We start from the raw sequence: 24792 nt of genomic DNA on the forward strand, positions 1-24792 counted from the left end.
GGCGGGGGGTGCGGGGCTTACTTGACCAGGCGGTACCAGTTGTCCCGCTGGCGTGGTTCGTAGCCCAGTTCCTCGATGAGGCGGCGCATGTCCTGCTCGGTCATGCGGAAGGAGGCGCCGGCCTGGCTGACGACATTTTCTTCGATCATGATGCTGCCGAGGTCGTTGGCGCCGTAGTGGAGGGCGACCTGGCCGATGTCGGGTCCCTGGGTGACCCAGGAGCTTTGGACGTTGGGGAAATTATCCAGATAGATGCGGGCGAGGGCCTGGGTGCGGAGGTACTCGTGCGCCCCGACGGTGGGGGCTTTGAGGACGGTGTTTTCGGGCTGGTAGGTCCAGCCGATAAAGGCGGTGAAGCCGCCGGTTTTGTCCTGTTGGGCGCGGAGGCGGTCGAGGTGCTCGATGCGGTCGGCGAGGGTTTCCACGTGGCCAAACATCATGGTGGCGGAGGTTTTGAGGCCGCAGCGGTGGGCGACATCCATGACGCGGAGCCAGTCGTGGCTCATGGCTTTGCGGGGGGAGATGCGCTGGCGGACGCGGTCCACGAGGATTTCGGCGCCGCCGCCGGGGATGCTGCCGAGGCCGGCCTGGACGAAGAGGGGGATAAGCTCCTCCACCGGTTTTTGGAAGACGGTTTCGAAGTGGATGAACTCGCTGGGGCTGAAGCCGTGGATGTTGATCTGGGGGAAGCGGCTTTTGATGTGGCTGAGCAGGTCGAGATACCATTGGAGGCTCAGGCTGGGGTGATGGCCGCCCTGGAGGAGGATTTGGGTGCCGCCGAGGGCCACGGTTTCGGCGACCTTGCGGTCCATTTCCGCGAAGGAGATGACGTAGGCGTCGGCGTCCTTTTCGGTGCGATAGAAGGCGCAGAACTTGCAATAGACGTTGCAGACGTTGGTGTAATTGATGTTGCGGTCAATGATGTAGGTGACGATTTCATTGCCGCGGCCGTCATAGGCGGCGGCCTTGGCGAGCTCGCGCCGGCGGTGGGCCAGCTCGCCCAGCTCGGGCAGGGGCAGGTGGTAGAGGGCCTGGGCTTCGGCGGGGGAGATGCGTTCGCCGTCCCAAACTTTTTGTTTGAGGCTGTCGGTGGCGGTGGCCGGAGCAACCATGGGGAAAGATAGCGGGTTATGGGGCAAAGACAAGGAGGGGGGCCGGGCGGTGTCAGAACAGGAGTTTTTGCTGCCAGGTCATCAGTTGGCGGCGGGCGGCCTCGCCATCGGTGGCGAGGGCGACGAGGGTGGCGCGGGGCGCGATGAGGGTGGGGTCAATTTGGAGCCGGGCCGCCAGGGCGTCGCGGCGGGCCTGAAGTTCGTTCATGAGCCGCCGCTGGTGGGCGGTCAGGCGCAGGGTGGGCCGGCGCGGGGCGGGGGCGGGGCATTTTTCGGGGGGCAGGTGGAGGGCCTTGTCCACGGCCTGCCGGAGGCGTTCACGCCGGGCGGGGCTGAAGCGGCGGGGGATGAGGTGTTCGTAGGGCTGGCCGGCGGAGGCCAGCGCGGCCAGGGAGATCATGCCGTCGGTGGAGAGGATGAAGAAGGGGGGTCGGTTGGCGGCGGTGGCTTCGTGCTCGCGCCAGTGCCAGACGGCGCGGAGGACGGCCAGGCCGCGGCGGTCGAGTTGGCCGCAGCCTTTGACGCGCCAGACGGTGTCGGCGTCGGCGGGCGGCTCGTGGGCGCTTTGTTCGAGGAGGCGGGCGCACATTTCGCGGTGCCACTCGAGCCGGCCGCGGGCCACGAGTTCGGCGCGGAGGATGTCGGCCAGGGGTTTGAGATGGCGCGAGTCATTGCGGGCGTACTGCTCCATGTGGGGGGGCAGGGGGCGGAGGGCCCAGTTGGCTTTTTGGGGGCCTTTTTCGAGGCGCACGCCGAGGTGGCGGGCCACGAGGTCGCTGAGGCCAAAGGCCTGATAGCCGAGGAGCCGGGCGGCGAGCATGGTGTCGAAGACGGCGCCGGGGAGGAAGTGGTAGGTGCGGCGGAGGAGGCGGAGGTCGTAATCGCAGCCGTGCATGATCAATTCGCGGCCATGGAGGGCCTCCCAGAGGGGTTGGAGGGAAAACCCGGCCAGGGGGTCCACCAGCACATCGCGCCCGGGGTAACTGATTTGAATGAGGCAGATTTTTTCGGGGTAGGCATGCAGGCTGTCGGCTTCCGTGTCCATGGCCACCCAGGGACTGGCCCGCAGCTTGTCCGCCAATTCCAACAACTGTGTTTCCCGCGCAATCAAAACAGGCGGATTATGCGGAAAGGGGCGGGATTTTGAGAAGAAAAAATCCGGGGCGTGGGGAGAGGCGGGGGCCGGCGGCGGCGGGGGGGCGAGCTTTCAGGATTGATGAATGGTGCCGGCTCTCCCCATAATGCTTCATGCCATACACCGGCTGCAGGCGGGTGTTTTTTTTGCTGTGGCTGCTGGCGGGGCTGTGGGCGTGGCCCGCGCCGGCGGCGGGGCCATTTGCGGTGCGGGTGTGGGAGACGGATGACGGGCTGCCGCACAATACGGTGACGAGTCTGGCCACGACGGAGGATGGGTATTTGTGGGTGGGGACGCTGAACGGGCTGGCGCGGTTTGACGGGCTGACGTTCAGGGTGTTTGACGGGGAGAACACGCCGGAGCTGGAGGGGGGTCGGGTGGTATTTTTGCGGGCGGATCCGGCGGGCGGTTTGTGGATTGGGCTGGAGTCGGGCGCACTGGTGGAGTGGCGGCAGGGGAGATTCCACGTGGTGCCGGTGGGGCGGACGGCGCCGGAGCGGCGGCTGGTGGGGGCGGGGCGGGATGGGCAGGGGGCGGCGTGGTTTTACACGCGCACGGGGGAGCTGTGGCGGTGGCAGAATGAGGTGCTGACGCCCTATCTTTTTGCCTGGGGCCGTGAGGATGTGGCGCGTTTTCTGGTGGCGGAAACCAACGGGACGGTGTGGGTAGGGGCCGCCGGGCGGGTGGCGTGGCTGGGGCCGCAAACGGGCAACAGCTCGCTGGAGCCGCGGGTGGCGGGGGAGGCGGCGGTGCAACAGCTTGATTTTCTGTGGCCCAGCCGGGGGGGCGGGTTGTGGCGGCTGGCGGATGGGCGGGTGACGTTCTGGCGCGGGGGCAAGCTGGAGCGCAACTGGGGGGCGTATCCGTGGCGCTCGGCGCCGGTGACGTCGGCGGCGGAGGACCGGCAGGGGCAGTTGGTGGTGGGGACCAAGGGGCTGGGGGTTTTCTGGTATCGGCCGGATGGTTCGGTGGCGTGGTTGAAACGGCAGGACGGATTGAACAATGAGACGGTGCTGGCGGTGTGCGTGGATCACGAGAACAATTTGTGGGTGGGCACCGACGGGGGGGGGCTGGCGCGGGTGCGGCGGCAGGGTTTCAGCACGCTGGAGAGCGCGGGGGTCTGGCCGGTGCAATCGGTGTGCGGGGATGGGGGCGAGGGGTTGTGGGCGGGATTCAACGGGATGGGGCTGCTGCATTGGACGCCGGGCGGGGCGCGGTTCTACGGGCGGCAGGAGGGTTTGACGCGGATGCAGGTGTGGTCTGTATTGCGCGATTCCCAGGGCCGGGTGTGGGCGGGGACGTACGGGGGCGGGCTGCTGGTGTGGCAGAGCAACCGTTTTGTGGCGGCGCCGCTGCCGGTCGAGGGGCCGGCGGTGGTCACGACGTTGTATGAGGATCGGCAGCGGCGTTTGTGGGTGGGGGGTCAGGGGGGGCTGGTGGTTTGGGACGGCCAGGCGGCGCGGCGTTACACGACGAATGAGGGTTTGTCTTCGGCGGTGATCACGGCGTTGGCGGAGGATGCGGAGGGGACGATGTACGCCGGCACGTATGGCGGGGGGCTGAATGTGTGGCGGGAGGGGCGGTGGAGCGCCGTGCGCAAAGGGCCCGCGGGATTGCCGGCGGACGAGATAGCTTTTCTGCACTGCGACAGCAGCAATGTGCTGTGGGTGGGGACGGTGAGCAGCGGGCTGGCGCGGTGGGACGGCCGGCAATGGAGCCGGTTCACGGTGCGGGAGGGGCTGGCGGGCAATGCGGTGGCGTATCTGGTGGAGGATGAGCAGGGGTATTTTTGGATTGGCTCGAGTGTGGGATTGATGCGCATTGCCCGCCGCGATTTGAACGAGGTGGCCGCCGGGCGGTTGAAGGTGGCGCCGTGCCGGACGTATGCCAAGGCGGACGGGCTGCCCAGCCGGGAGTGCACCAGCGGGTCGCAGCCGGCGGCGTGGCGAGGCCCCGACGGCCGGCTATGGTTTCCGACGACGCGGGGGCTGGCGGTGGTGAATCCGGCGCAGTTGCTGCCCAACACCCATCCGCCGCCGGTGCGGGTGGAGAAGGTGCTGGTGGACGGTCAGGCGGTGGCGGTGCCGGAGGGGGTTGGGCCGGTGGTGTTGCCGCCGCGCAAGAGCCGGGTGGAGATCCATTACGCCAGCCTCAACCTGGGCGCGCCGGAGCGCGCGCGATTCCGGTATCAACTGGAGGGGCATGATCCCGGGCCGGTGGAGGCGGGGGACAGCCGGGTGGCGCGGTATGTGGTGTGGCCGCCGGGGACGTATCGTTTTCGGGTGACGGCGTGCAATGAAGACGGGGTGTGGAATGTGGAGGGGGCGGCGCTGGCGCTGGTGGTGCCGCCGCCGTGGTGGCGGACGGTGTGGTTTGTCTCGCTGGCGGGCGGGGGGGCGGTGGTGACGCTGGTGCTGCTCATCCGGCATTTTTCGACGGTGCGGCTGCGGCGGCAGCTTGAGGGGCTGCGCCAGAAGGAGGCGCTGGAGAAGGAGCGGGCGCGGATTGCGCGGGATTTGCATGATCAACTGGGGGCCAATCTGACGCAGATCGCGCTGCTCAGCGAGATGGTGGAGGCGGACCGGGAGCAGCCGGAGGAGGTGGCGGGGCATGCGCGGCAGATAGCGCAGACGGCGCGGGAGACGACGCGGGGGCTGGATGAGATTGTGTGGACGGTGAATCCGGCGAATGACACGGTGGAGGGTCTGGCCAATTATCTGTGCAAGTATGTGCACGATTATCTGACGGTGGCGGGGGTGCCGTGCCGGCTGGAGGTGCCGGCGGCCTTTCCGCCGGCCGCCATGGCGCCGGAGGTGCGGCATCATGTGTATATGACGGTGAAGGAGGCGGTGACCAATGTGGTGCGCCATGCGCAGGCGCGGCAGGTGTGGTTTCGCATTCGCGTGGAGGAGGAGGCCACGCTGGTTATCGAATTGGAGGACGACGGGCGGGGATTGGATTTGGAGCGGGTGAAGCAGACCAGCCGCAACGGTTTGAAAAACATGCAGAAACGCATGGCCGAGGCGCAGGGGCAGGTGGAGTTTCTGCCGCGCGCCGGGGGCGGGACGTGTGTGCGGTTGCGGTGCAGGATGGGGCCATGATGCCGCGGAGGCCGCGCCCAGGATGGCGCGCAGACGCCCGCCGCTCCGCACGGGAATGCATGGCGCCGGGGGTCAAGCCCGGCAGCGGGTGGCTTGGTTTTTGGCTGGCGCCGGGGCCTCAGGGTTGCGGGCGGGCGGCACGCGGGGGGTCTTCCGGCAGGGCGGCGAGGGTGGTTTCCCAGCCGCCGCCCAGGGCCTTGTACAAGGCGGCCAGGGCGGTGGCCAGGCGGGTGCGGGCCTGGGCGAGCTGGCTTTCGGCGGCGAGCTGGGTGCGCTGGGCGTCCAGGACGGTCAAATAATCGGCCACGCCGGCGCGGTAGCGTTCTTCGGCGAGGGCGCGGGCTTCCACCGCTGCGCGGGCGGCGGCGGCCAGGCGTGCTTCCCGCTCGCGGGCGCGGCTGACTTCCACGAGGGCGTTTTCGGTGTCTTCCAGGGCGGTGAGCACGGCCTTTTCGTAATTGGCCAGCTCGGCGTCGGCGCGGGCGCCGGCGGCTTTGATGCGGGCGCGCACGCGGCCCAAGTCCAGGGCCGCCCAGGAGAGGCGCGGGCCGAAGGAGTAGGCATCGGCGCCGGGGCCGGTCAAGCCGGAGAGTTGATTGGCTTCGAGCGAGAGGCTGCCGATCCAGGTGACGCGGGGGAACAAGTCGGCGGTGGCGAGGCCGATGCGGGCGGTGGCGGCGGCGAGGGTGCGCTCGGCCATGCGGACATCGGGCCGGCGGCGCAGCAAGTCGGCGGGATTGCCCACGGGGACGAGCGCGGGCATGGGGGGCAGGGCGGCCGGGGGTGACAGCTCGGGTTCGAGGGCGGCCGGGGGTTGGGCGGTGAGGAGGCTGAGGCGGTGGATGGCGCGTTGGATGGAGGTTTCGAGGGCGGGGAGGAGGGCGAGGGTGCTTTCGTATTGGGATTCGGCGCGGCGGACGTCGAGGTCGGTGCCGCGGCCGGCGGCGACGCGGGCGCGGATCAGCTCGAGCGATTCGCGCTGGACTTCGGCATTGCGGCGGGCCACGGCGTATTCCTGCTGGGCGCCGCGGAGTTCAAAGTAATTGCGGGCGACTTCGGCCAGCACACTGAGGCCGACTGCCTGCCGGTAGGCTTCGGCGCCCTGGAGTTCGGCGGTGGCGGCCTCGACACTGCGGCGGACGCGGCCGAAGAGATCCATCTCCCAGGTGGCGTCGAAGCCGGCGTCAAAAAGCTCGTATTCGCGCAGGTGGCGGGGGAGGCCGCCGGCGGCGTCCTGGCTGCGGGTGCCGCGGAGGTAACCGCCGTCGGCCCGGACGGTGGGGTAGAGGTCGAAGGTGGAGTGCTGGCGGAGGGCGCGGGCTTCGCGCACGCGGGCGGTGGCGGCGCGGAGGTCCAGGTTGGTGGCCAGGGCGGTTTGGACGAGGCGGGTGAGGGCGGGGTCCTGGAATTGGCGCCACCATTCGAGGGGGACGGGCTCGGCGGGGAAGGCGGCGTCGGCGTGACGGTAAGCGGGCGGGGTGGCGAGCTTGGGGGTATGGTAATTCGGCCCCACGGTGCAGCCGGTCAGCCCCAGGGCCAGCCCCAGGCCGATGATCCCGAGGGCCAGGCCGTGGCCGGCGGCAGGGGCGGCGGGCGAGGCGGGGTGGAAGTCGGCGGCCTTGCTTTTTTCGCCGGTCCAGCGGCGGATGACGACGTAGAACACCGGGGTGAGGAAGAGGCCGAAGAAGGTGACGCCGAGGGTGCCCCAGAAGGTGGCGGTGCCGATGGCCTGGCGGAGCTCGGCGCCGGCGCCGTTGGCGAGCATGAGCGGGAGGACGCCGAAGGCAAAGGCGAGCGAGGTCATGAGGATGGGGCGGAGGCGGAGGCGGCAGGCCTCGCGGGCGGCCTCGAAGCGGGTGAGATTGCGGTCCTGCAACTGGCGGGCGAATTCGACAATGAGGATGGCGTTTTTGCAGGCGAGGCCGATGAGGGTGACCATGCCGATCTGGGTGAAGAGGTTGTTTTCCAGGCCGCGGGCCCAGACGCCGAGGATGGCGAACAAGAGGGCCATGGGGGTGATGAGGATGATGGCCAGGGGGAGGGACCAGCTTTCATATTGGGCGGCGAGCACCAGAAACACCATCAGGACGCAGAGCGGGAAGATGAGGATGGCCGAGCGGCCGGCCAACAATTCCAGGAGGCTCAATTCGGTCCATTCGATGGCCATGCCGGGGGGGAGGAGCTGGGCGGCCAGGCGGTTGAGGATCTGGATGGCGTCGCCGGAGCTGACGCCGGGGCGGGTGGCGCCGCTCAAATCGGCGCTGGGGAAGAGGTTGTAGTGGTTGATGAGGATGGGGCCGGTGGTGTCCTTGACGGTGATGACCGTGCCGAGGGGCACCATTTGGCCGGCGGCGTTGCGGACGCGCAATTCGGTGGCGTCCGAGGGGCGGGCGCGGAAGGGGGCGTCGGCCTGGGCGCGGACCTGGAAGGGGCGGCCGAAGAGGGTGAAGTCATTGACGTAGAGGCCGCCGAGGTACACGGAGAGGGCCTGCCAGATTTCCTGGAGGGGCACCTGGAGGGTTTTGGCCTTTTCGCGGTCCACCTCCAGGAGCACCTGGGGCACCTGGGCGCGATAGGTGGTGAGCACGTTGGCCAGGCGGGGGTCTTGATTGGCGGCGGCCATGAGCTGGAAGGCGGCGGCCTGGAGGGCTTGCGGCCCGAGGTTGGCGCGATCCTGGATCTGGAGTTTGAAACCGCCCACCGAGCCGAGGCCGTCCACGGGGGGGAGGTTGAAGGCGGCGGCGAAGCCTTCGTGGATGGAGGCCAGTTTGGGGCGGAGCTGGGCCAGGATTTTATCGGCGGTGAGGCCGGATTGCTGGCGTTGGGCGTAGGATTGCAGGCGGACGATGAGGGTGGAGGCGTTGGGCTGGCTGCCGAAGTTGAGGAAGGAGAAGCCGTCGAGCTTGATGACGGCCTCGACGCCGGGGGTTTGGCGGACCAGTTGATGCAATTTTTCGCTGACGACGGCGGTGCGCTCCTTGGAGGCGCCGTCGGGGAGTTGGAGGTAGCAGATCAAGGTGCCTTTGTCCTGCTGGGGGATGAAGCCACGGGGGGTGGCGAGGAAGCCGAGGTAGGTGAGGGCGAGCAGGCCGCCGTAGAGGAAGAGGGCGATGACGCCGTGGCGGATGACGAGGCTCAGGCCGCCGAGATATTTTTGGCGGAGGTTTTCAAAGAGGCGGTTGAAGCCCTTGAAGAACCAGCCGAGGGTGAGGTCGAGGAAACGGCTGAAGCGATCGGTGCGGGCGCCGTGGGGCTGGAGGAGGAGGGCGCACAGGGCGGGGCTGAGGGTGAGGGCGTTGAAGGCGGAGATGAGGGTGGAGACGGCGATGGTGAGGGCGAATTGTTGATAGAACTTGCCCTGGATGCCCGGGAGGAAGGCGGTGGGGACAAAGACGGCGCTGAGCACGAGGGCGATGGCCACGACGGCGCCGCTGATTTCGTCCATGGCGATGCGGGTGGCGGTGACGGGGTCTTTGCCTTCGGCGATGTGGCGCTCGACGTTTTCGACGACGACGATGGCATCGTCCACGACGATGCCGATGGCGAGGACGAGGCCGAAGAGGGTGAGGTTGTTGATGCTGAAGCCGAGGGCGGCCATGACGGCGAAGGTGCCGATGAGGGAGACGGGGACGGCGATCAGGGGGATGAGGGAGGCCCGCCAGGTTTGGAGGAAGAGGACCACGACGAGGGTGACCAGGATCATGGCCTCCAGGAGCGTTTGAAAGACCTCGTGGATGGAGGCGCGGATGTATTCGGAGTCATCGCGGGGGATGCGGTACTCGAGGCCCTTGGGGAAGCGGCGGCTCAGCTCGGCCATGGCTTTGCGGACGGCGTCGGCGGTTTCGATGGTGTTGGAGCCGGGGAGTTGGAAGACGGCCATGGCGACCATGGGGGTGCCGTCGAGGTAGCTGTCGAGGCTGTAATCGCGGGCGCCCAGCTCCACGCGGGCCACGTCCTTGAGGCGGAGCAGGCGGCCGTCGGCGTCGGTGCGGAGGATGATCTGCTCGAATTCCTGTTCGGAGGCGAGGCGGCCGCGGACCAGGGCGACCAGTTGCATGGGGGTGCCTTTGGGGGCGGGGGACTGGCCGAAGACGCCGCCGGCGACCTCGACGTTTTGCTCGCGGATGGCGGCGATGACGTCGCCGGCGGTCAGGTGGCGGGCGGCGAGTTTGGCGGGGTCGAGCCAGATGCGCATGCTGTACTCGCGGGTGCCGAAGATGAAGACATCGCCGACGCCGGGGAGGCGGGCGAGGACGTCTTTGACCTGGAGGTAGGCGTAGTTGCTGAGGAAGATGTCATCGAAGGTGCCGTCGGGGGAGATGAGGGTGACGACCATGGTCATGTTGGGGGAGCGTTTGCGGACGTCCACGCCCAGGCGGCGGACTTCCTCGGGGAGGCGGGGGAGGGCGCTTTGGACGCGGTTTTGGACCTGGACCTGGGCCTTGTCAATGTCGGTGCCGACCTTGAAGGTGACCTGGATGGACATGGAGCCGTCGGCGGCGCAGGAGGAGGAGAGGTAGAGCATGTTTTCGACGCCGTTGATTTCCTGCTCGAGGGGGGTGGCGACGGTGTCGGCGACGGTTTGGGCGTTGGCGCCGGGGTACTGGGCGCGCACGAAGATGGTGGGGGGCGTGATTTCCGGGAATGAGGCGATGGGCAGGCGCCACAGGGCCAGCAGCCCCACCAGGGTGATGAAGATGGAGAGGACCGATGCAAAGATCGGCCGGCGGATGAAGAAATGCGAAAATTTCATGGTGGCCTCCAGAAGACAGCACTCAGGACAACATTCAGGCCTTGCCGGCGGGCGGTTTGGCGGCGGGGGCGTTGGTGGGGGCGGCGGGCGGCTGGCCCGGCACTCCCACCTGGACTTTCATGCCCGGGCGCAACATGAGCAGGCCGCTGACGACGACGGAATCGTCGGGGGTCAAGCCGCTCAGGATGACGCGCTGCAAGCCCTGGGGGCGTCCGAGCACGACGGGGCGGGGCTGGACGGTTTGGTCCGGGCCGAGGACATAGACAAATTTGCGGGTTTGCTCGGCGAGGATGGCGCCTTCGGGGATGAGGAGGGCTTTTTCGAGCCGTTCCACCGGCAGGCGCAGGCGGGCGAAGGCGCCCGGCACGAGGGCGCGGTCGGTGTTGGCAAACACGGCGCGCAGGCGGAGGGTGCCGGTGGCGGGGGTGAGTTGATTGTCCAGGAAATCCACCTGGCCGTGATGGAGGAAATCCGGCTCGCCATCCAGGCGCGCCTCGCACGGCAGGGCGGGGACGCCGGCGGCGCCGGCCAGGGCGAGGCCGGCCTTGCGATATTGGAAATAGGCGCGTTCGCTCACATCGAAGCAGGCGTAAATGGGCGAGTGGGTGACGAGCGTGACGAGGACGGTGCCCGGCGCCTGGCCGCCGCCCTGGACGAGGTTGCCCACGGTGACGAGGCGCCGGCCGACGCGGCCGGCAATGGGGGCGGTGACGCGGGTGTAGTCGAGATTGAGTTGGGCGGTTTTGATGGCGGCCTCGGCGGCGGCCACGGCGGCTTCGGCGGCGGCCACGGCGGCCTGGGCGGCCTGGAGGGCGGCCTCGGCTTCGCGGACGGCCTTGGTGCGGAGGTCCAGTTCCTCCTCGGAGATGGCGCGGGCCTGCTGGAGGCGGGTGGCGCGCTGGAGGTCGTTGCGGGCCAGCTCGAGGCGGGTGAGGATTTGTTGTTGCTGGGCTTTGGCCTGCTCCACGCCGGCCTGGGCGCGGAGGCGTTCGGCCTGGGCGCGGGCGAGGTCGGCGGCGAAGGGGCGGGGATCAATGATTACGAGGAGGTCGCCGGCCTTGACTTCGGCGCCGTCGGTGAAATGGATGGACTCGATGTAGCCGGAGACGCGGGCGCGGACTTCCACGGCTTCCACGGCCTCGAAGCGGGCGGGGTATTCATCGTAATTGGTGATGGCGGTCAGGATTGGCCGGGCGACGCTGACGAGGGGCGTGAGGCCCTGGGGCGCGCCGGGCGGGGTTTTGGGGCGGCAGGCGGAGGCCAGCCCCAGGGCGGTGAGGAGCGCGAGCAAGGGGGTTGCGACGCGGGTTGAACGGTGGTTATACCAAACGGTAGTACGGGTTTGCATAAAGACTTTCTCCGGTGTGGTGGTGATGGTTAAAGCATGGTGCAAGGGGTTATGGCGCCGGTGGCGGGGGCGCCAGCGGCGCGCGCATGGCCGCGGCGAAATAGGCCACGAGGCGGGGCAGGACGGATTCCGTCTGCCGCAAATCAAATTGTCCCGCGCTTTCCTCCCAAAGCCGCTGGGGATGGCCCAGGAGGTAACCCAAGGCCCCCCACAAACAGATGGTGCGCCAGCTTAGTTCCTCGCGGGTGAGGTGGGGGCAGGCGAGGGCGAGGCGGCGCAGGAATTCCTCGCGGAGGTCCTGGTGGAGCTGGCGGAGCATGGCCTGGGTGCGGGAGCTAGGCTCGGAGACGATGCGGCCGATGAGGCGGACGGTGACGGAGGAGTGGGTGGTGCGGGCGGCGAGGCGGAGGGGGGGCAGGAGCATGGCTTCGAGGACCTCCTCGAGGGTGAGGGGGCGGCCGGCGGCCTGGCGGTCTTTGGCCTGCAAGAGGGCGTAGTGCTCGTCGCGGAGGGGGCCGAAGCGGCGGCGGAAGACGGCTTCGAGGAGGCCTTCCTTGCTGCGGAAGTAGTAATAGACGGTGGGGAGGTTGACGCGGGCGCGGGCGACGATGTCGCGGAGGGAGGCGCCCTCGTAGCCGAGTTCGGCGAAAGCGGCTTCGGCCGCATCGAGGATGCGTTTTTGGGGCGGGCGTCCGGTGCGCGGTCGGGCGTTCATACCTAACGTTTGTTTATAACGTTCGTTATAATTCATACCGCATGGGGCGGGGGTGTGCAAGCACTTTTTTTCTTTTTTAAGATTGCCCGCGCCGCCGCCGCAGGGCATGAAAGGCGGCGCGCGGGGCGACGCGGTGCAGCGGGCGCGCCGTCATGGACCATGAAATTGTGTTTGCTGGGATTGCCGGAGATCAAACCGGGCAGGATTAACATCAAAGATGCGCGGCTGGACGAGGCCGATCGGCTGGTCGAGGCCAAGAAGAAGACCTATGCCCAGGTGGAGGCGGTGGGGGAGGAGGGGCTGGCGACGGCGGAGGCGGTGCTGACGACGGCGGAGGGGCGGGCGGATTTGATTTTGCGGGATTTGGAGCTGGTGGAGACGCGGCTGGCGCGCGGCCCGGGGGAGGCGGAGGGGCGGGTGCTGGAGAAATTGAAGGGATTGTTGGAGGGCGAGATTTTGCTGCGGCAGGCCGGGCTGGCGGCGGAGGAATGGCAGGCGGTGCAGGCGCATCAGTTTCTGACGCAGAAACCGGTGATTGTGGCGAGCGAGGCGGAGCGTCAGGATCCCGAGGCCTTGATCGTGCGGGCCGTGCGCGAGGGGGGTTATATCAGCTTTCTGACGGTGGGGGGCAAGGAGAATCGGGCGTGGTTGATCCGGGAGGGGATTACGGCGTGGGAGGCGGCGGGGGTGATCCACAGCGACATTCAGAAGGGGTTCATCCGGGCGGAGATCATCAGTTACGCCGATTTCATTGCGGCCGGGGGGGAGACGGAGGCCAAGCGGGCGGGCAAACTGCGGCTGGAGACCAAGACGTACGTGATGCAGGACTACGATCTGGTCAACTTCCGCTTCAACAAATAGGGGGGAGGGAGGGGATGGGCGCGCAACTTTTTGGGATTCGCTGTGTATATAACCCTGTGGCAGACACACGGGCATGACGTTCCCACCGGTCACTGAAGTGTTGGCGGCGGCGCTGCAAGTGTCGCCGTCGCAAGTGGAGACGTGGCGGTCCATCTGGCTGAAGGCCGGAGAGGACGGCCATGCGGAGCCATTGCTGGATTTTTTGTGCCGGGAGCGGGGGATGGCGGAGGAGGCGTTTTTGCAGCAGTTGGCGCGGGTGCTGGGGCTGCCGTATCTGGATTTGCCGAAGGTGGACGTGCCGACGGAGGCGCGGAACAAGATATCCACGAAGGTGGCGTTTCAATATTTTGCGCTGCCGACGGCCTTTGCGAACGGGGTGCTGCAGGTGTGCGTGTGCAATCCGTTTGACGCGGCGATGCTGAGCGCGGTGCAATTTGACGCCGGGCTGCCGGTGAGCCTGGCGCTGGCGCCGCGGGCGGAGGTGGAGAAGGCGCTCAAGAAATACTACGGGGTGGGGGCGGCGACGCTGGACGAGGTGTCGGAGCAGGAGGAGGAGATACCGGATTTTGGGCCGTTGTCGGACAAGGAGATCACGGGGGACGATCAGGAGGCCAGCGTGATCAAGTTTGTGAACCAGGTGATCTGGGAGGCGTTCAAGGATCGGGCGACTGACATCCATTTTGAGCCGGCGGAGGATGAGCTGCGGATTCGCTACCGGATTGATGGGATTTTGCATCAGACGCCGATGCCGCCGCAGTTGAAGAAGTTCCAGGCCTCGATCATATCGCGCATCAAGGTGATGAGCGGGATGAACATAGCCGAGAAGCGGCTGCCGCAGGACGGGCGGATCAACGTGCGCATCAAGGGGGAGGAGCTGGACATCCGGGTGTCCACGGTGCCGACGGTGTATGGGGAAAGCGTGTCGCTGCGCCTGCTGACGCGGGGGAAGGTGTTTTTGGGGCTGGACAAGCTGGGTTTTTCGGCGGAGCAGGAGGCGCGGATTCGGGAGATCATCGTGAAGCCGCACGGGATCATGCTGGTGACGGGCCCGACGGGGTCGGGGAAGTCCACGTCGTTGTATGCGTTTTTGAGCAGCATCAATTCGGTCACCAAGCGCATCATCACGATTGAGGAGCCGGTGGAGTACGAGCTGAAGGGGATCAACCAGATTGCGGTGCGTTCGGACATTGGGCTGACGTTTGCGGTGGGGCTGCGGCACATATTGCGGCAGGATCCGAATGTGATCATGGTGGGGGAGATTCGGGATTTGGAGACGGCGGAGATTGCCATACGGGCGGCGCTGACGGGGCATCTGGTGTTCAGCACGCTGCACACCAATGACGCGCCGAGCGCGTTCACGCGGTTGATTGACATGGGGATTGAGCCGTTTCTGGTGGCGTCGTCGGTGGAGGCGGTGCTGGCGCAGCGGCTGGTGCGGACGATCTGCCCGCAGTGCAAGGTGGAGCAGAAGGTGGAGCGGGATTATTTGCGGAAGATTGGGTTTCCGGAGGAGCACATTGAGACGGCGGTTTTTTACCGGGGGGCGGGGTGCGAGGAGTGCCGGCAACTGGGATACCAGGGGCGGACGGGGATTTATGAGCTGTTGTTGGTGACCGAGCCGATCCGGCCGTTGATCATGAATCGGGCGCCGGCCACGGCGATTGCGGCGCAGGCCATTGCGGAGGGCATGCACACGCTGCGGCAGGACGGCTGGAACAAGGTGATGGCGGGGATCACCACCCTTGAGGAGGTGCTGCGGGTGACCCAGACGGAGGAGCACCGCAGCCTGATGGAGGAATCCCGCACGGAACTGCTGGCCCGCGCTTAAGTCTATGGCGATCCCCCCCAGCAACGTGTATCAGCCCGCCGGCCGGCGGTTGTTATGGCATTTTGCGGGGGCCGGCGGGGCCGCCGCCGAGTTGAAGCCGGCGCGGGAACTGCCGTTGAGCAGCCAGGAGCCGCCGCCCAAGGCCCTGGTGGCGAAGGGGTGGAGCGCTTTTTTGAGCCGGCGGATCAATCTGGCGTGGCTGCCGGCGGGGACGGCGTTTGTGCGGGCGGTGACGCTGCCGGTGATGCCGCGGGAGGAGCTGGTGGCGGCGGTTGAATTTCAACTGGAGAAACTTTCGCCCCTGCCGCCCACGCACATTGTGTGGAGTGTGGAGCCGCTGCCGCAGGTGGTGAACGGGCAGCAGACGGTGGTGGTGCTGATTGCGGCGCGGCAGCAGGTGGAGCAGGTGCTGGGGCAGTTGGAGGCGCAGGGGTATCTGGCGGACCGGCTGGAGGCGCCGGCGCTGGATTTGTTGATGAGCGTGCCGGGCCAGGCGGAGGGATTGTGGCTCTATCCGCCGCAGGAGGGGGCGGAGGCGTGCTGGCTGGCGGCGTGGTGGAGCGGGGGGCTGCTGCGGCATGTGGGGATGATGCATCTGCCGGAGGGGGAGCAGCGGGCGCAGGTGTTGCGGGATCAGCTCCGGCTCATGGCGTGGTCCGGGGAGGTGGAGGGGTGGCTGAGCGGGCCGTGGGCGTGGCATCTGGTGGCCGACAGTGTGGCGGCGGCGTTGTGGGAGCCGCTGGTGCGGGAGGTGGCGGGGGGGCCGGTCACGGTGGTGGCGCCGCCGCCGCTGAGCCGGCTGGCCGGGCAGACGGTGAAACGCGCGGCTGCGGCGCTGGCGGCCAAACTGCCGGGGCTGCTGCCGGCGGAGGTGGCGCAGCAGTACCGGGCGCGTTTGGTGGACGGGCTGTGGATGAGCAGCCTGAGCACGGTGTTTGCGGTGTATCTGGTGGTGGTGCTGGCGTATGTGGGCTACCTGGAATTTCTGGAGTACCGCCTGGCGCGGGTGGAGGCGCAGGTGGCGGCGGTGAGCGGGTCGTACACGAACGCGCAACAGATCAAGTTTCAGGTGCAGATCCTGCAGGAGCAGCAAAATCTGAAGTATGCCGCGCTGGAGGTGTGGGATGCGGTGGCGCGGACGCTGCCGCAGGAGTGCACGCTGCAATCGCTGAATTTCTCGCGGGAGCGGACGCTGACGCTGTTTGGCACGGTGACGGAGGGCAACAACCAGGCGGTGTTTGATTTCAACAACGCCCTGAAGCAGGTGGAATTCAACGGCCGGCCGCTGTTTGCGAAGGTGTCGGCGCCCTTTCTGGACACGCGGCAGGGGCGGTGGAACTTCACCTGTGAACTGAATCGTCTGGAATGAACCGGCTGTTTGATCAACTGAATTTGCGGCCGCAGGAGCGCCGGCTGGTGATGCTGGCGATGGTGGTGCTGTTTTTGGTGATCAACCTGTGGCTGGTGTTTCCGCGGTTTGATGACTGGCGGGAGCTGCGGCAGAAACTGAGCACGGCCCAGGAGACTTACGAGCGGCGGGCGGCGGAGGTGGCGAAACTGCCGCAGTACAAGGCGAAGCTGGAGCAGCTCCAGAGCGAAGGGCAGTTCATCCCGCCCGAGGATCAGAGCACCTCGTTGATGGAGATCATCAGCCGCGAGGCGGCGCTGGCCAACATCAGTCTGAGCAAGATTGCGCCGGGGGGCGGGGGGCCGATCCCCAACAATCCCTTTTTTGAGGAGCAGCGGGTGACCCTGAACGGCGTGGCGGCGGAGGGGGATTTGGTGAATTTTCTGCGCAACCTGGGCAATCATCCGGCGCTGCTGCGGGTGCGGGACATGACGCTGAAACCTGACGCCAGCGGCAGCAAGCTGGCGGTGGATTTGACCATCGCGGGCAATTATCCCAAGAAGGCCGGGCCGCGGCCGAAGCCGGGCTTTCGCACGCCCACGAATCTTCCGCAAAGTTAACCGCCCATGCGCATGAGCTTATGAAAGAGAGTTTTGTTGTTTCCGGGTTTTTGACGCGCCGGCGCCGGCTGCTGGGGCTGGTGCTGACGGCCGGGGTGGGGGCGTTGATGGCCGCGGAGCCGGTGCCCACGCCGCCGGCGTTGCCGGCGCTGCCGCAGTTGCCGGCGCCTCCGGCTGCGCCTGCGCCGGCGCCGACTCCGGCTCCGGTGCCGGCTGCGCCTGCCGCGGGGGCGTCCACCAATGCGGCGGTGGCGCCGCCGCGGCTGCCGCCCTCGTTGAACACCGGGGCGTTCACCAATCTGCCGATGGAGTTGCGGCTGAAGGCGCTGCGGACGGCGGGGCTGACCAATGAGGCCGAGCGTTTGTCGGGACTGCTGACCAATGTGCCCGCCGCCGGCGGCACCAATGCCGCGGGGGGGGAGGAGATTTTGCCGGTGAACACGATCCGGTTGCAGACCGCCTCCTTGAACGCGGTGCTGGATGTGTATGCGATTCTGGTGCAGCGGACGATTTTGCGGCCGTCGAGCCTGCCGGACGTGACGATCACGCTGCGCAACACCACGCCGTTGACAATTGCCGAGGCGGTGCGGGCCATTGAGGCGGTGCTGAGCATGAATCAGATCACGCTGATACCGGTGGGGGAGAAGTTTGTGAAGGTGGTGCCGCAGACGGTGGCGTTTCAGGAGGCCAAGCGGCCGAGCAGCCTGGATGAGGTGCATGAGATGGAGGATTTGGGGCCGTTTGTGACGGTGGTGCGGCAGATGACCAATGCGAAGCCGAGCGAGGTGGTGCAGGCGATCCAGCCGTTTGCGAAGATGCAGGGCGGCATTGTGCCGATTGACAGCAGCGGCATTTTGGTGCTGCGGGATTACGCGGACAACGTGAAGCGGATGATGGAGCTGCTGGACAAGATTGACGTGACGGTGCCGCTGGAGGTGGAGCCGGTGGTGATCCCGATCAAATACGCGCTGGCGGGCGACATCGCGCAGGTGCTGGGGCAGCTCACCTCCGGGACGGTGGCGAGCACGGGGACGGGGGCGGGGAGCACGCGGGGTTTGAGCCGGCCCGCCACGACGACGGGGCGCACCTCGCCCTTTGGGACGGTGCCCGGCCAGCCGGGGTTCAACCCCACCACGCCGGGGGGGACGACGGGCATTACGCCCACCACCAGTCCGGGGAGCGCGCAGAGCGCGTTCCAGGACCGGCTGCGCAGCATTGTGGCGCGGGCGGCGGGGACGGGGGATTTTCAGATTTTGGGGCAGGCCAAGATCATCGCGGATGAGCGGATCAACGCGCTGCTGGTGTTTGCGGACAAGCGGGATCGGGACATGATCACGAACATCATCAGCAAACTGGATGTGGTGCTGGCGCAGGTGTTGATTGAGGCGTTGATTGTGGAGGTGGGGCTGAATGACAACGAGGAATACGGCATCAGCTACCTGCAGCGGGCGGTGAGCAAGGGCAAGTTCACCGGGGCCGGGGCCATCAACAACGCGCAGGGCAATCCGTTTTTGGATCCCAACACCATTGGGGGGGTGGGGACCAACCTGGCCGGGGGCTTCACTTATTTTGCGCGGATCGGGGATCTGGACATTGCGGCGAAGGCGGCCGCGAGCGACGGGCGGATCAGCGTGCTGTCGCGGCCGCGGATTCAGACATCGCACGCGGTGGAGGCGAGCCTGTTTGTGGGGGAGACGCGGCCGTATCCGACGGGCAGCGCGTACGGCGGTTATTACGGGGCGTACAGCACGATTCAGCAGTTGCAGATTGGCATTGAGCTGTCGGTGCTGCCGCTGATCAATCCGGATGGGCTGGTGGTGATGGAGATCCGGCAGCGGATTCAGAACGTGGGCGAGCCGGTGCGCATAGAAAACGTGGGGGAGGTGCCGACGACGATTGACCGCACGGCGAACGCCAAGGTGGCGGTGCGCGACGGGGACACCATCATTTTGGGCGGGTTCATCAGCGCGGATCACTCGCGCAGCAAATCCGGGGTGCCGCTGCTCAAGGACATTCCCGGGCTGGGGGCCCTGTTCCGCTCCTCCTCCACGAAGCGCAACCGCAAGGAGCTGATTGTGTTCATCCGGCCCACCGTGCTGGAGAATCCCGAGGCTGCGGCGAAGCTGGCCGCCAACGAGCGCGCGAAGATTTCGCCGGTGAACGCGGTGGAAAAACAGTTTGAACGGGACGAAAGGGAGCGCACGCGCCAGTTGCTCGACGAAATGCAGCGCGACGAGAAGAAGAAGAAAGGGGCGCGCACGAGCGGCGAACCGGCGGCGAACAACCTGCAATCCTTCCCGCCGATGTGAGGGCCGGCCCTGGCGGGGGGCGAGGTCATCGGGGCGCGGGAGCGGGGGCGGCGCGGGTTCCGGCTTGTCCGCGCGTGGCCGGCCGCGCAGAATCCCGGCCATGCAACGTCAGATGATCCGGCTGTGGCTGGTGGGGCTGAGCCTGTGGACGATGGCCGCGGCCGCGGCGGCGCCCAACATCGTGTTGATTCTGGCTGATGATTTGGGGTGGTCGGATCTGGGGTGTTACGGGGGCGAGATTCGCACGCCGCATCTGGATGCGCTGGCGGCGGGGGGGGTGCGTTTTACGCGCTTTTACAACACCAGCCGGTGTTGTCCGACGCGCGCCTCGCTGCTGACGGGGCTGTATCCGCATCAGGCGGGGGTGGGGGCGATGAACCACGATGCCGGGCCGCAGCATCCCGGGTATCGGGGGACGTTGCAGCCGCAGACGGTGACGCTGGCGGAGGCGTTGAAGGAGGCGGGCTATCGGACGTTGATGGTGGGCAAATGGCATCTGCACAATCGGCTGGATGTGAAGCCCACCGATCGGGGTTTTGAAGAATTTTACGGGATGCTGGGGGGGTACAATTCCTTCTGGCATGAGTCGCCGCATTACACGCGGCTGCCGGCGGGGCGTCCGGTGCGTGTGTACACGGCGCCGGCGGGGGATCAGCCGGGGACCTTTTATGCCACGGATGCCTTTGCCGATTATGCGGAGGATTTCATCCGGCCGGCGCTGGCGGAGCGGAAGCCGTTCTTTCTCTATCTGGCGTTCAACGCGCCGCATTTTCCGCTGCATGCGCCGGAGGCGGACATTGCGCGCTATGAGGGGCTTTATTATGCGCAGGGCTGGGATGGCATCCGCGCGGAGCGCCTGGCGCGGCAGAAGCAGATGGGGCTGGTGCCGGCGGATTTGGCGTTGCCGCCGCGCAGCGAGGTGGTGCCCAAGCTGCACGCCCGGCCGTCGCCGTTTGCGGGGCGGCCGAATCCGGCGTGGGCGGAGTTGCCGGAGGAGCGCCGGCGGGATTTGGCGCGGCGGATGGCGGTATATGCGGCCATGGTGGAGCGGATGGATGGGGCGATTGGGCGGGTGATGAAAGTGATTCAGGCGGCCGGGGCGTGGGAGAACACGGTGGTCCTCTTTTTATCGGATAATGGGGCCTGCTGGGAATGGGATCCGTATGGGTTTGATGAGTCCAGCGGCCCGCAGAACCGTCTGCACCGCGGGGAGGAGTTGAAGCAAGTGGGCGGTCCCGGCAGTTACATCAGTTATGGGAGCGGCTGGGCCAATGCCTGCAACACGCCGTGGCGGTTGTACAAACATTTCAGCCACGAGGGCGGCATCCGGACGCCGTGCATTGTGCACTGGCCGCGGCAGTTGCGGCGGGGGGGCCGGCTCACGGATTTTCCCGGGCATGTGATGGATTTGATGCCCACGCTGCTTGCCGCCGCGCAGGCCCGGTATCCGGCCGAGCGGAATGGGGTGAAGACGCTGCCGCTGGAGGGGGTTAATTTGTGGCCGGCGCTGATGGGGCGGGTGAACCGCCGCGCCGGGCCGTTGTTTTTTGAGCATGAAGGCAGCCGGGCGGTGATGGAGGGGCGGTGGAAACTTGTGGCGCAGTGGGGCGGCCCGTGGGAGCTGTATGACCTGCAGACGGATGCGGTGGAAATGCAGGATTTGAGCCGCCAGATGCCGTATCAGACGCGGCGGCTGGCGGCGATGTGGGAGGGGTGGGCGGCGCGCTGCCACGTGAATCTGGCGCTGGCGGAAGCGGCGTGGGGAAGCGGCGGGGCCTCCGGCAGTCCGGCGGCCAGTCCGCAAATTGCGGGGCGGGCGTTGCGTATTCGGGCGGAAGTGGAAACCCAGGCGGCGGAGGGGGTCATACTGGCGCAGGGGGGCCGGCAGCAGGGCTATGCGCTGCATTTGCGCGGGGGGCGGCCGGTGTTCAGTGTCCGCATAAACGGGCAGGTGCATGCCATTGAGGCAGGGGAGGCCGTGGGGGGCCGGTTCCTTGTGGAGGCGCGGCTGGCGCGCGATGGGGCCATGACGCTGGCGGTGAATGGGACGACGGTGGCCGAGGGCCGGGCGGCGGGGGTGATCCCGGCGCAACCGGTGGATCCGCTGACGGTGGGAGAAGACACCGAGACGGCGGTGGGGGCTTATACGCCGCCGCATCGCCTGCCGGGCACTGTCAAAAACGTGGTGGTGGAAACCGAGTGAAGGAGGGGCGGCTGGCGCGGGGGCCGGGGGCGGGGGCGGAGTTTTTATTTACAGCCGGGGGAGGCAGGCCATAATTTGTGGCATGAACCGCAAACTGGTTTGGGTGGTCCTGGCCACATGCTGTTGGGCGGCCGGTCTGGAGGCGGCCGAGCGATATCCCAATCTGGCGGGGCAGAGCACGCTGCCGCGCGGCGCCGGTCTGGCCGCCAAGTTCAAGGCCGATGCCGGCGTTGGGACGCATGGGTCGGTGATCTTTGCCGAGGACTTTGAGCAGGGCGAGCTGGGGGCGCGCTGGGATGAGAAAGGGGCCGGGAAAGGTCGGGCGTTGAGCCTGGTGCCGCCGGGGGAGGCGCGGTGCGGTCAGCGATGCCTGAAGGTGGAGGCGCGGCTGGGAGAGAATCAGGGGGATGGGTTGACCAAGTGGTTTGAACCGGCGGATCCGGTGTTCATCCGGTTTTATGTGAAGTTTGATGGCAACTGCGATTATGTGCATCACTTTGTGACGCTGCGCGCCAATCGCGGCCTGCGGGGGGCGGATCGGTGGAGTGGTTTTGGGGGGGCGGGCTTGAAGCCGCGCGGGGACGAGCGGTTTTCCACGGCGCTGGAGCCGTGGGGCAACTGGGGCCGGTGGCCGGCGCCGGGGAAATGGAATTTTTACAGTTACTGGCACGAGATGGAGGTTTCGCGGGATGGCAAGTACTGGGGCAATTCGTTTCAGGCGGAGCCGCAGGAGGTGATACCCAAGAATCGGTGGATATGCGCGGAGTTCATGCTCAAGCACAACACGCCGGGGAAGCCGGACGGGGAGCAGGCGTTTTGGATTGACGGGCAACTGCTGGGGCACTGGCGGGGGATCAACTGGCGGACGTCGGGGGCGTTGCAGGCGAATGCGTTGACGCTGGAGAGCTACGTGACGGATCGCTGGACGAAAAATCCCACCAACACCGTGTATTTCGACAATCTGGTGATTGCCCGCGAATACATCGGCCCGGCGGGCGCGCCGTGAAAAAAGCAAGGGCCGGCCCGGGGGCCGGCCCGTGGCGCTCCGCGGTTGCGGCTCAGCGGCCGGGCGGGGCTTCAATCACGACAAACCGCATTACGCCATCGCGGTACACGCGCAGGAGCAGGCGCTGTCCGCGCGCCTTCTGGGCGGCGTCGAAGGCTTCGTCGGCATTGGCGACGCGCTGGCGGTTGATTTCCACGATGACATCGCCCGGCTGGAGGACGCCGGCGGCGGGGGAATCGGGGGCGACGCCGAGCACGACGGCGCCCTGGACATCGAGGGGCAGTTCAAACTGGCGGCGGGTGCGGGCATCGGGGTTGCCCAAGTCCACGCCGCGGAGGGCATCACCGCCGCTGCGGCGGCCGGGCAGGCTCCAGCCGCCCGCGCGGGCGAGGCCATCGGGCGGGAGCTCGCCGAGTTTGGCGGTCAGGGATTGCTCCCTGCCGTCGCGCACGACTTTGAGGGTGACTTTGCTGCCGGGGGCGGTTTGGGCGACCATGAGGCGCAGGTGGCGGCTGTCGGTGACTTTGCGGCCGTTAAACTCGATGATGACGTCGCCCTCTTTCAGGCCGGCGTCGGCGGCGGGCGATTTGGGGCTGACCTCGCCCACCAGGGCGCCCTGGGCTTCTTTGAGTTTGAATTCTTTGGCCAGGGCCTCGGTGACCGGCTGGATGATCACGCCGAGGTAGCCGCGGGTGACCTTGCCGTCGGCGATGAGGCGTTCCATGACGTAGCGGGCGAGGTTGATGGGGACGGCGAAGCCGACGCCCTGGTTGCCGCCGCTGCGGCTGAGGATGGCGGTGTTGATGCCCACCAGGCGGCCTTCGGCGTCCACCAGGGCGCCGCCGCTGTTGCCCGGGTTGATGGAGGCATCGGTCTGGATGAAATCCTCGTAGTCCACGATGCCCATGCCGCCGCGGCCCTTGGCGCTGACGATGCCGGCGGTGACGGTTTGCCCGACGCCGAAGGGGTTGCCGATGGCGAGCACCAGGTCGCCCACCTCGACCTTGTCGCTGTCGCCGAGGGTGATGGCGGGCAGCTTGCCGTTGTCCACCTTGAGGACGGCGATGTCGGTTTGGGGGTCCTTGCCGACGACGGTGGCGTTGAGCACGGTTTTTTCGTCGGCGAGGGCCACCTTGATTTCATCGGCGCCGTCCACGACGTGGTTGTTGGTGAGGATGTAGCCATCCTCGGTGACAATGACGCCGCTGCCGAGGGACTGTTCGCGCCGTTCGCGCGGCAGGCGTTCGCCGCCCCAGGGGTCGCCGAAAAAGCGGCGGAAGAAGGGGTCGTCAAAGAAGGGCATGACCATGACGGGCTCCTTGACGCGCTTGGTGGTGTAAATGTTGACCACGCTGGGCGCGGCCTTTTTCACAATGGGCGCCAGGCTGGTGGCGGCCTTGACCGATGGGGACAACGGCGCCTCGTTGATGGTGACTTTGGGCGCTGCGGCGGCCATCGCCCGGGACATGAGGGGCGAGTGCGCGAGCGCCAGATACATCAAAGCCACTGCTGCCAATGCTCCAATAGCCCACCGCCAGGTTTTCATAGTTACAGTCTCCATTTTTTTGTTTTACGCCGGCGAGAGCGCGCGGCGTTTTTTTATACGTTTAGACCCATGGGCCCTGCTGCTGCTCAACCAATGTGCCGCCCGGTTTGAGGCGGGCGGCCTTGGCGGAGGAGGAAAGGCGGACCGCGTGGGCCGCACACGGTCCGCCGATGGCCCTTAGTTGACCTTGACTTCGATCTGTTTTGGACGGGCCTTTTCGCTCTTGGCCAGGTGCACCCGCAGCACCCCATCCTTGAACTCCGCCTCCACCTTGCCCTCTTCGGCGTCGTTCGGGATGATGAAGCTGCGCTCGAACCGGCCGTAGCTCCGTTCCACCCGATGGAATCGGCGGCCTTTCTCCACCTTTTCGGCCTTGCGTTCGCCGGAGATGGTGAGGGTGCCGTCTTCCACCGTGACCTTCACGTCGTCCTTCTGGACTTCCGGCAGTTCCACCTTGATGAGGTACTCTTTGTCGTCCTCGAGGATGTCCACCGCCGGCGCCCATTCAGGCAGCGTGAGGGTTTCTTCCGAGGCCGTCAGGGAGCTGCGACGAAAAGGCGCCAAGTCAAAGACCGAAGCCAAACGTTTCTGCAACTCCTCCATTTCTTTGAACGGATTCCAACGAGTCAATGCAGTCATAGTCTGTTCCTCCGTCTTTTCCTGGCGGATTTCATCTCAGCTACCAGACCGGCTCCGCCAAACCGATTTGGCAACCGAGTCCAGCCCCGCCTGCCTCCACTCGGAGCGGCGGATTGAACTCGCTTGAGACATCAACAAGAAGCGTACCAAGGCAAGGCGGGGTGTGAGTATTTTATAAGTGACTTAAAATCAATGGATTATGAAAAAATCGTGGTTAAATATGGGTTGGGCATGCGTATCAGTATGTCGCTCATTTGTAGCAAAATGA

At 66.8% G+C, this 24792-nt stretch carries 13 protein-coding genes and 5 pseudogenes; 8 read left to right on the plus strand and 10 right to left on the minus strand.

All coding sequences use genetic code 11. The features are described from left to right. Nucleotides 1-17: 17 nt before the first annotated feature. Complete coding sequence (mqnC, locus tag N3J91_11655) at nt 18-1112, minus strand: dehypoxanthine futalosine cyclase (GenBank protein MCX8157083.1); 1095 nt, start codon at nt 1110-1112, stop codon at nt 18-20. 52 nt (nt 1113-1164) lie between these two features. Continuing rightward, nucleotides 1165-2223, minus strand: coding sequence for a ribonuclease D (locus N3J91_11660; protein MCX8157084.1), 1059 nt, complete (start codon nt 2221-2223; stop codon nt 1165-1167). Nucleotides 2224-2360: 137 nt separating this feature from the next. On the opposite strand from N3J91_11660, the pseudogene N3J91_11665 reads away from it, so the two are divergent. Beyond that, nucleotides 2361-2540 (plus strand): annotated as a pseudogene (locus N3J91_11665) (hypothetical protein). 184 nt (nt 2541-2724) lie between these two features. On the opposite strand, the pseudogene N3J91_11670 reads toward N3J91_11665, so the two are convergent. Next, nucleotides 2725-2955 (minus strand): annotated as a pseudogene (locus N3J91_11670) (hypothetical protein). Nucleotides 2956-3215: 260 nt separating this feature from the next. Here N3J91_11670 and N3J91_11675 point away from each other — a divergent pair. After that, complete coding sequence (locus tag N3J91_11675; protein ID MCX8157085.1) at nt 3216-5348, plus strand: histidine kinase; 2133 nt, start codon at nt 3216-3218, stop codon at nt 5346-5348. 118 nt (nt 5349-5466) lie between these two features. Here N3J91_11675 and N3J91_11680 read toward each other — a convergent pair whose 3' ends face one another. The 4 genes and pseudogenes from N3J91_11680 to N3J91_11695 all read right to left on the minus strand — a co-directional run bounded on the left by N3J91_11680 (nt 5467) and on the right by N3J91_11695 (nt 12164). Beyond that, on the minus strand, nt 5467-6915 hold the full coding sequence (locus tag N3J91_11680) for an efflux transporter outer membrane subunit (GenBank protein MCX8157086.1): 1449 nt from the start codon (nt 6913-6915) through the stop codon (nt 5467-5469). 51 nt (nt 6916-6966) lie between these two features. Beyond that, nucleotides 6967-10101, minus strand: a pseudogene (locus tag N3J91_11685) (multidrug efflux RND transporter permease subunit). Nucleotides 10102-10135: 34 nt separating this feature from the next. Beyond that, a complete protein-coding gene (locus tag N3J91_11690) occupies nt 10136-11449 on the minus strand; it encodes an efflux RND transporter periplasmic adaptor subunit (protein MCX8157087.1) in 1314 nt (437 codons plus the stop codon). Between the two features lie 49 nt (nt 11450-11498). Continuing rightward, nucleotides 11499-12164 (minus strand): TetR family transcriptional regulator, encoded by a 666-nt coding sequence (locus N3J91_11695; protein MCX8157088.1) that lies wholly within the window; start codon nt 12162-12164, stop codon nt 11499-11501. Between the two features lie 600 nt (nt 12165-12764). Between N3J91_11695 and N3J91_11700 the strand changes: the two are divergent. Next, a pseudogene (locus N3J91_11700) lies at nt 12765-13025 on the plus strand (DUF933 domain-containing protein). A gap of 73 nt (nt 13026-13098) precedes the next feature. After that, nucleotides 13099-14853 (plus strand): GspE/PulE family protein, encoded by a 1755-nt coding sequence (locus N3J91_11705; protein ID MCX8157089.1) that lies wholly within the window; start codon nt 13099-13101, stop codon nt 14851-14853. A gap of 218 nt (nt 14854-15071) precedes the next feature. Here N3J91_11705 and N3J91_11710 read toward each other — a convergent pair. Next, nucleotides 15072-15311 (minus strand): annotated as a pseudogene (locus tag N3J91_11710) (OmpA family protein). Between the two features lie 907 nt (nt 15312-16218). Here N3J91_11710 and gspM point away from each other — a divergent pair. From gspM to N3J91_11730, 4 genes are all read left to right on the plus strand, one after another. Next, nucleotides 16219-16821, plus strand: a complete 603-nt coding sequence (gspM, locus tag N3J91_11715; GenBank protein ID MCX8157090.1) for a type II secretion system protein GspM — start codon at nt 16219-16221, stop codon at nt 16819-16821. A 20-nt stretch (nt 16822-16841) separates the two neighbouring features. Continuing rightward, the gene (locus N3J91_11720) at nt 16842-19130 is read left to right on the plus strand and encodes a hypothetical protein (GenBank protein MCX8157091.1); all 2289 of its coding nucleotides are present in this window, start codon (nt 16842-16844) and stop codon (nt 19128-19130) included. A 100-nt stretch (nt 19131-19230) separates the two neighbouring features. Next, nucleotides 19231-21333: an arylsulfatase gene (locus N3J91_11725; protein ID MCX8157092.1), complete on the plus strand. Its 2103-nt coding sequence runs from the start codon at nt 19231-19233 to the stop codon at nt 21331-21333. 82 nt (nt 21334-21415) lie between these two features. Further along, nucleotides 21416-22339: a hypothetical protein gene (locus N3J91_11730; protein ID MCX8157093.1), complete on the plus strand. Its 924-nt coding sequence runs from the start codon at nt 21416-21418 to the stop codon at nt 22337-22339. Between the two features lie 52 nt (nt 22340-22391). Here the strand turns inward: N3J91_11730 and N3J91_11735 are convergent, their stop codons facing one another. Both N3J91_11735 and N3J91_11740 read right to left on the minus strand, forming a co-directional pair. Continuing rightward, a complete protein-coding gene (locus N3J91_11735) occupies nt 22392-23885 on the minus strand; it encodes a DegQ family serine endoprotease (GenBank protein MCX8157094.1) in 1494 nt (497 codons plus the stop codon). 177 nt (nt 23886-24062) lie between these two features. Next, the gene (locus N3J91_11740; protein MCX8157095.1) at nt 24063-24524 is read right to left on the minus strand and encodes an Hsp20/alpha crystallin family protein; all 462 of its coding nucleotides are present in this window, start codon (nt 24522-24524) and stop codon (nt 24063-24065) included. Nucleotides 24525-24792 lie beyond the last annotated feature (268 nt).

The sequence above is a fragment of the Verrucomicrobiia bacterium genome (assembly GCA_026414565.1).
Classification (GTDB): domain Bacteria; phylum Verrucomicrobiota; class Verrucomicrobiia; order Limisphaerales; family Fontisphaeraceae; genus Fontisphaera.

What these genes read in the sequence shown, in the direction of transcription:
- mqnC (MCX8157083.1), bottom strand. Translation starts at nt 1,112, where the DNA reads ATGGTTGCTCCGGCCACCGCCACCGACAGCCTCAAACAAAAAGTTTGG.
- N3J91_11690 (MCX8157087.1), bottom strand. Translation starts at nt 11,449, where the DNA reads ATGCAAACCCGTACTACCGTTTGGTATAACCACCGTTCAACCCGCGTC.
- N3J91_11695 (MCX8157088.1), bottom strand. Translation starts at nt 12,164, where the DNA reads ATGAACGCCCGACCGCGCACCGGACGCCCGCCCCAAAAACGCATCCTC.
- N3J91_11705 (MCX8157089.1), top strand. Translation starts at nt 13,099, where the DNA reads ATGACGTTCCCACCGGTCACTGAAGTGTTGGCGGCGGCGCTGCAAGTG.
- gspM (MCX8157090.1), top strand. Translation starts at nt 16,219, where the DNA reads ATGAACCGGCTGTTTGATCAACTGAATTTGCGGCCGCAGGAGCGCCGG.
- N3J91_11720 (MCX8157091.1), top strand. Translation starts at nt 16,842, where the DNA reads ATGAAAGAGAGTTTTGTTGTTTCCGGGTTTTTGACGCGCCGGCGCCGG.
- N3J91_11725 (MCX8157092.1), top strand. Translation starts at nt 19,231, where the DNA reads ATGCAACGTCAGATGATCCGGCTGTGGCTGGTGGGGCTGAGCCTGTGG.
- N3J91_11730 (MCX8157093.1), top strand. Translation starts at nt 21,416, where the DNA reads ATGAACCGCAAACTGGTTTGGGTGGTCCTGGCCACATGCTGTTGGGCG.
- N3J91_11735 (MCX8157094.1), bottom strand. Translation starts at nt 23,885, where the DNA reads ATGAAAACCTGGCGGTGGGCTATTGGAGCATTGGCAGCAGTGGCTTTG.
- N3J91_11740 (MCX8157095.1), bottom strand. Translation starts at nt 24,524, where the DNA reads ATGACTGCATTGACTCGTTGGAATCCGTTCAAAGAAATGGAGGAGTTG.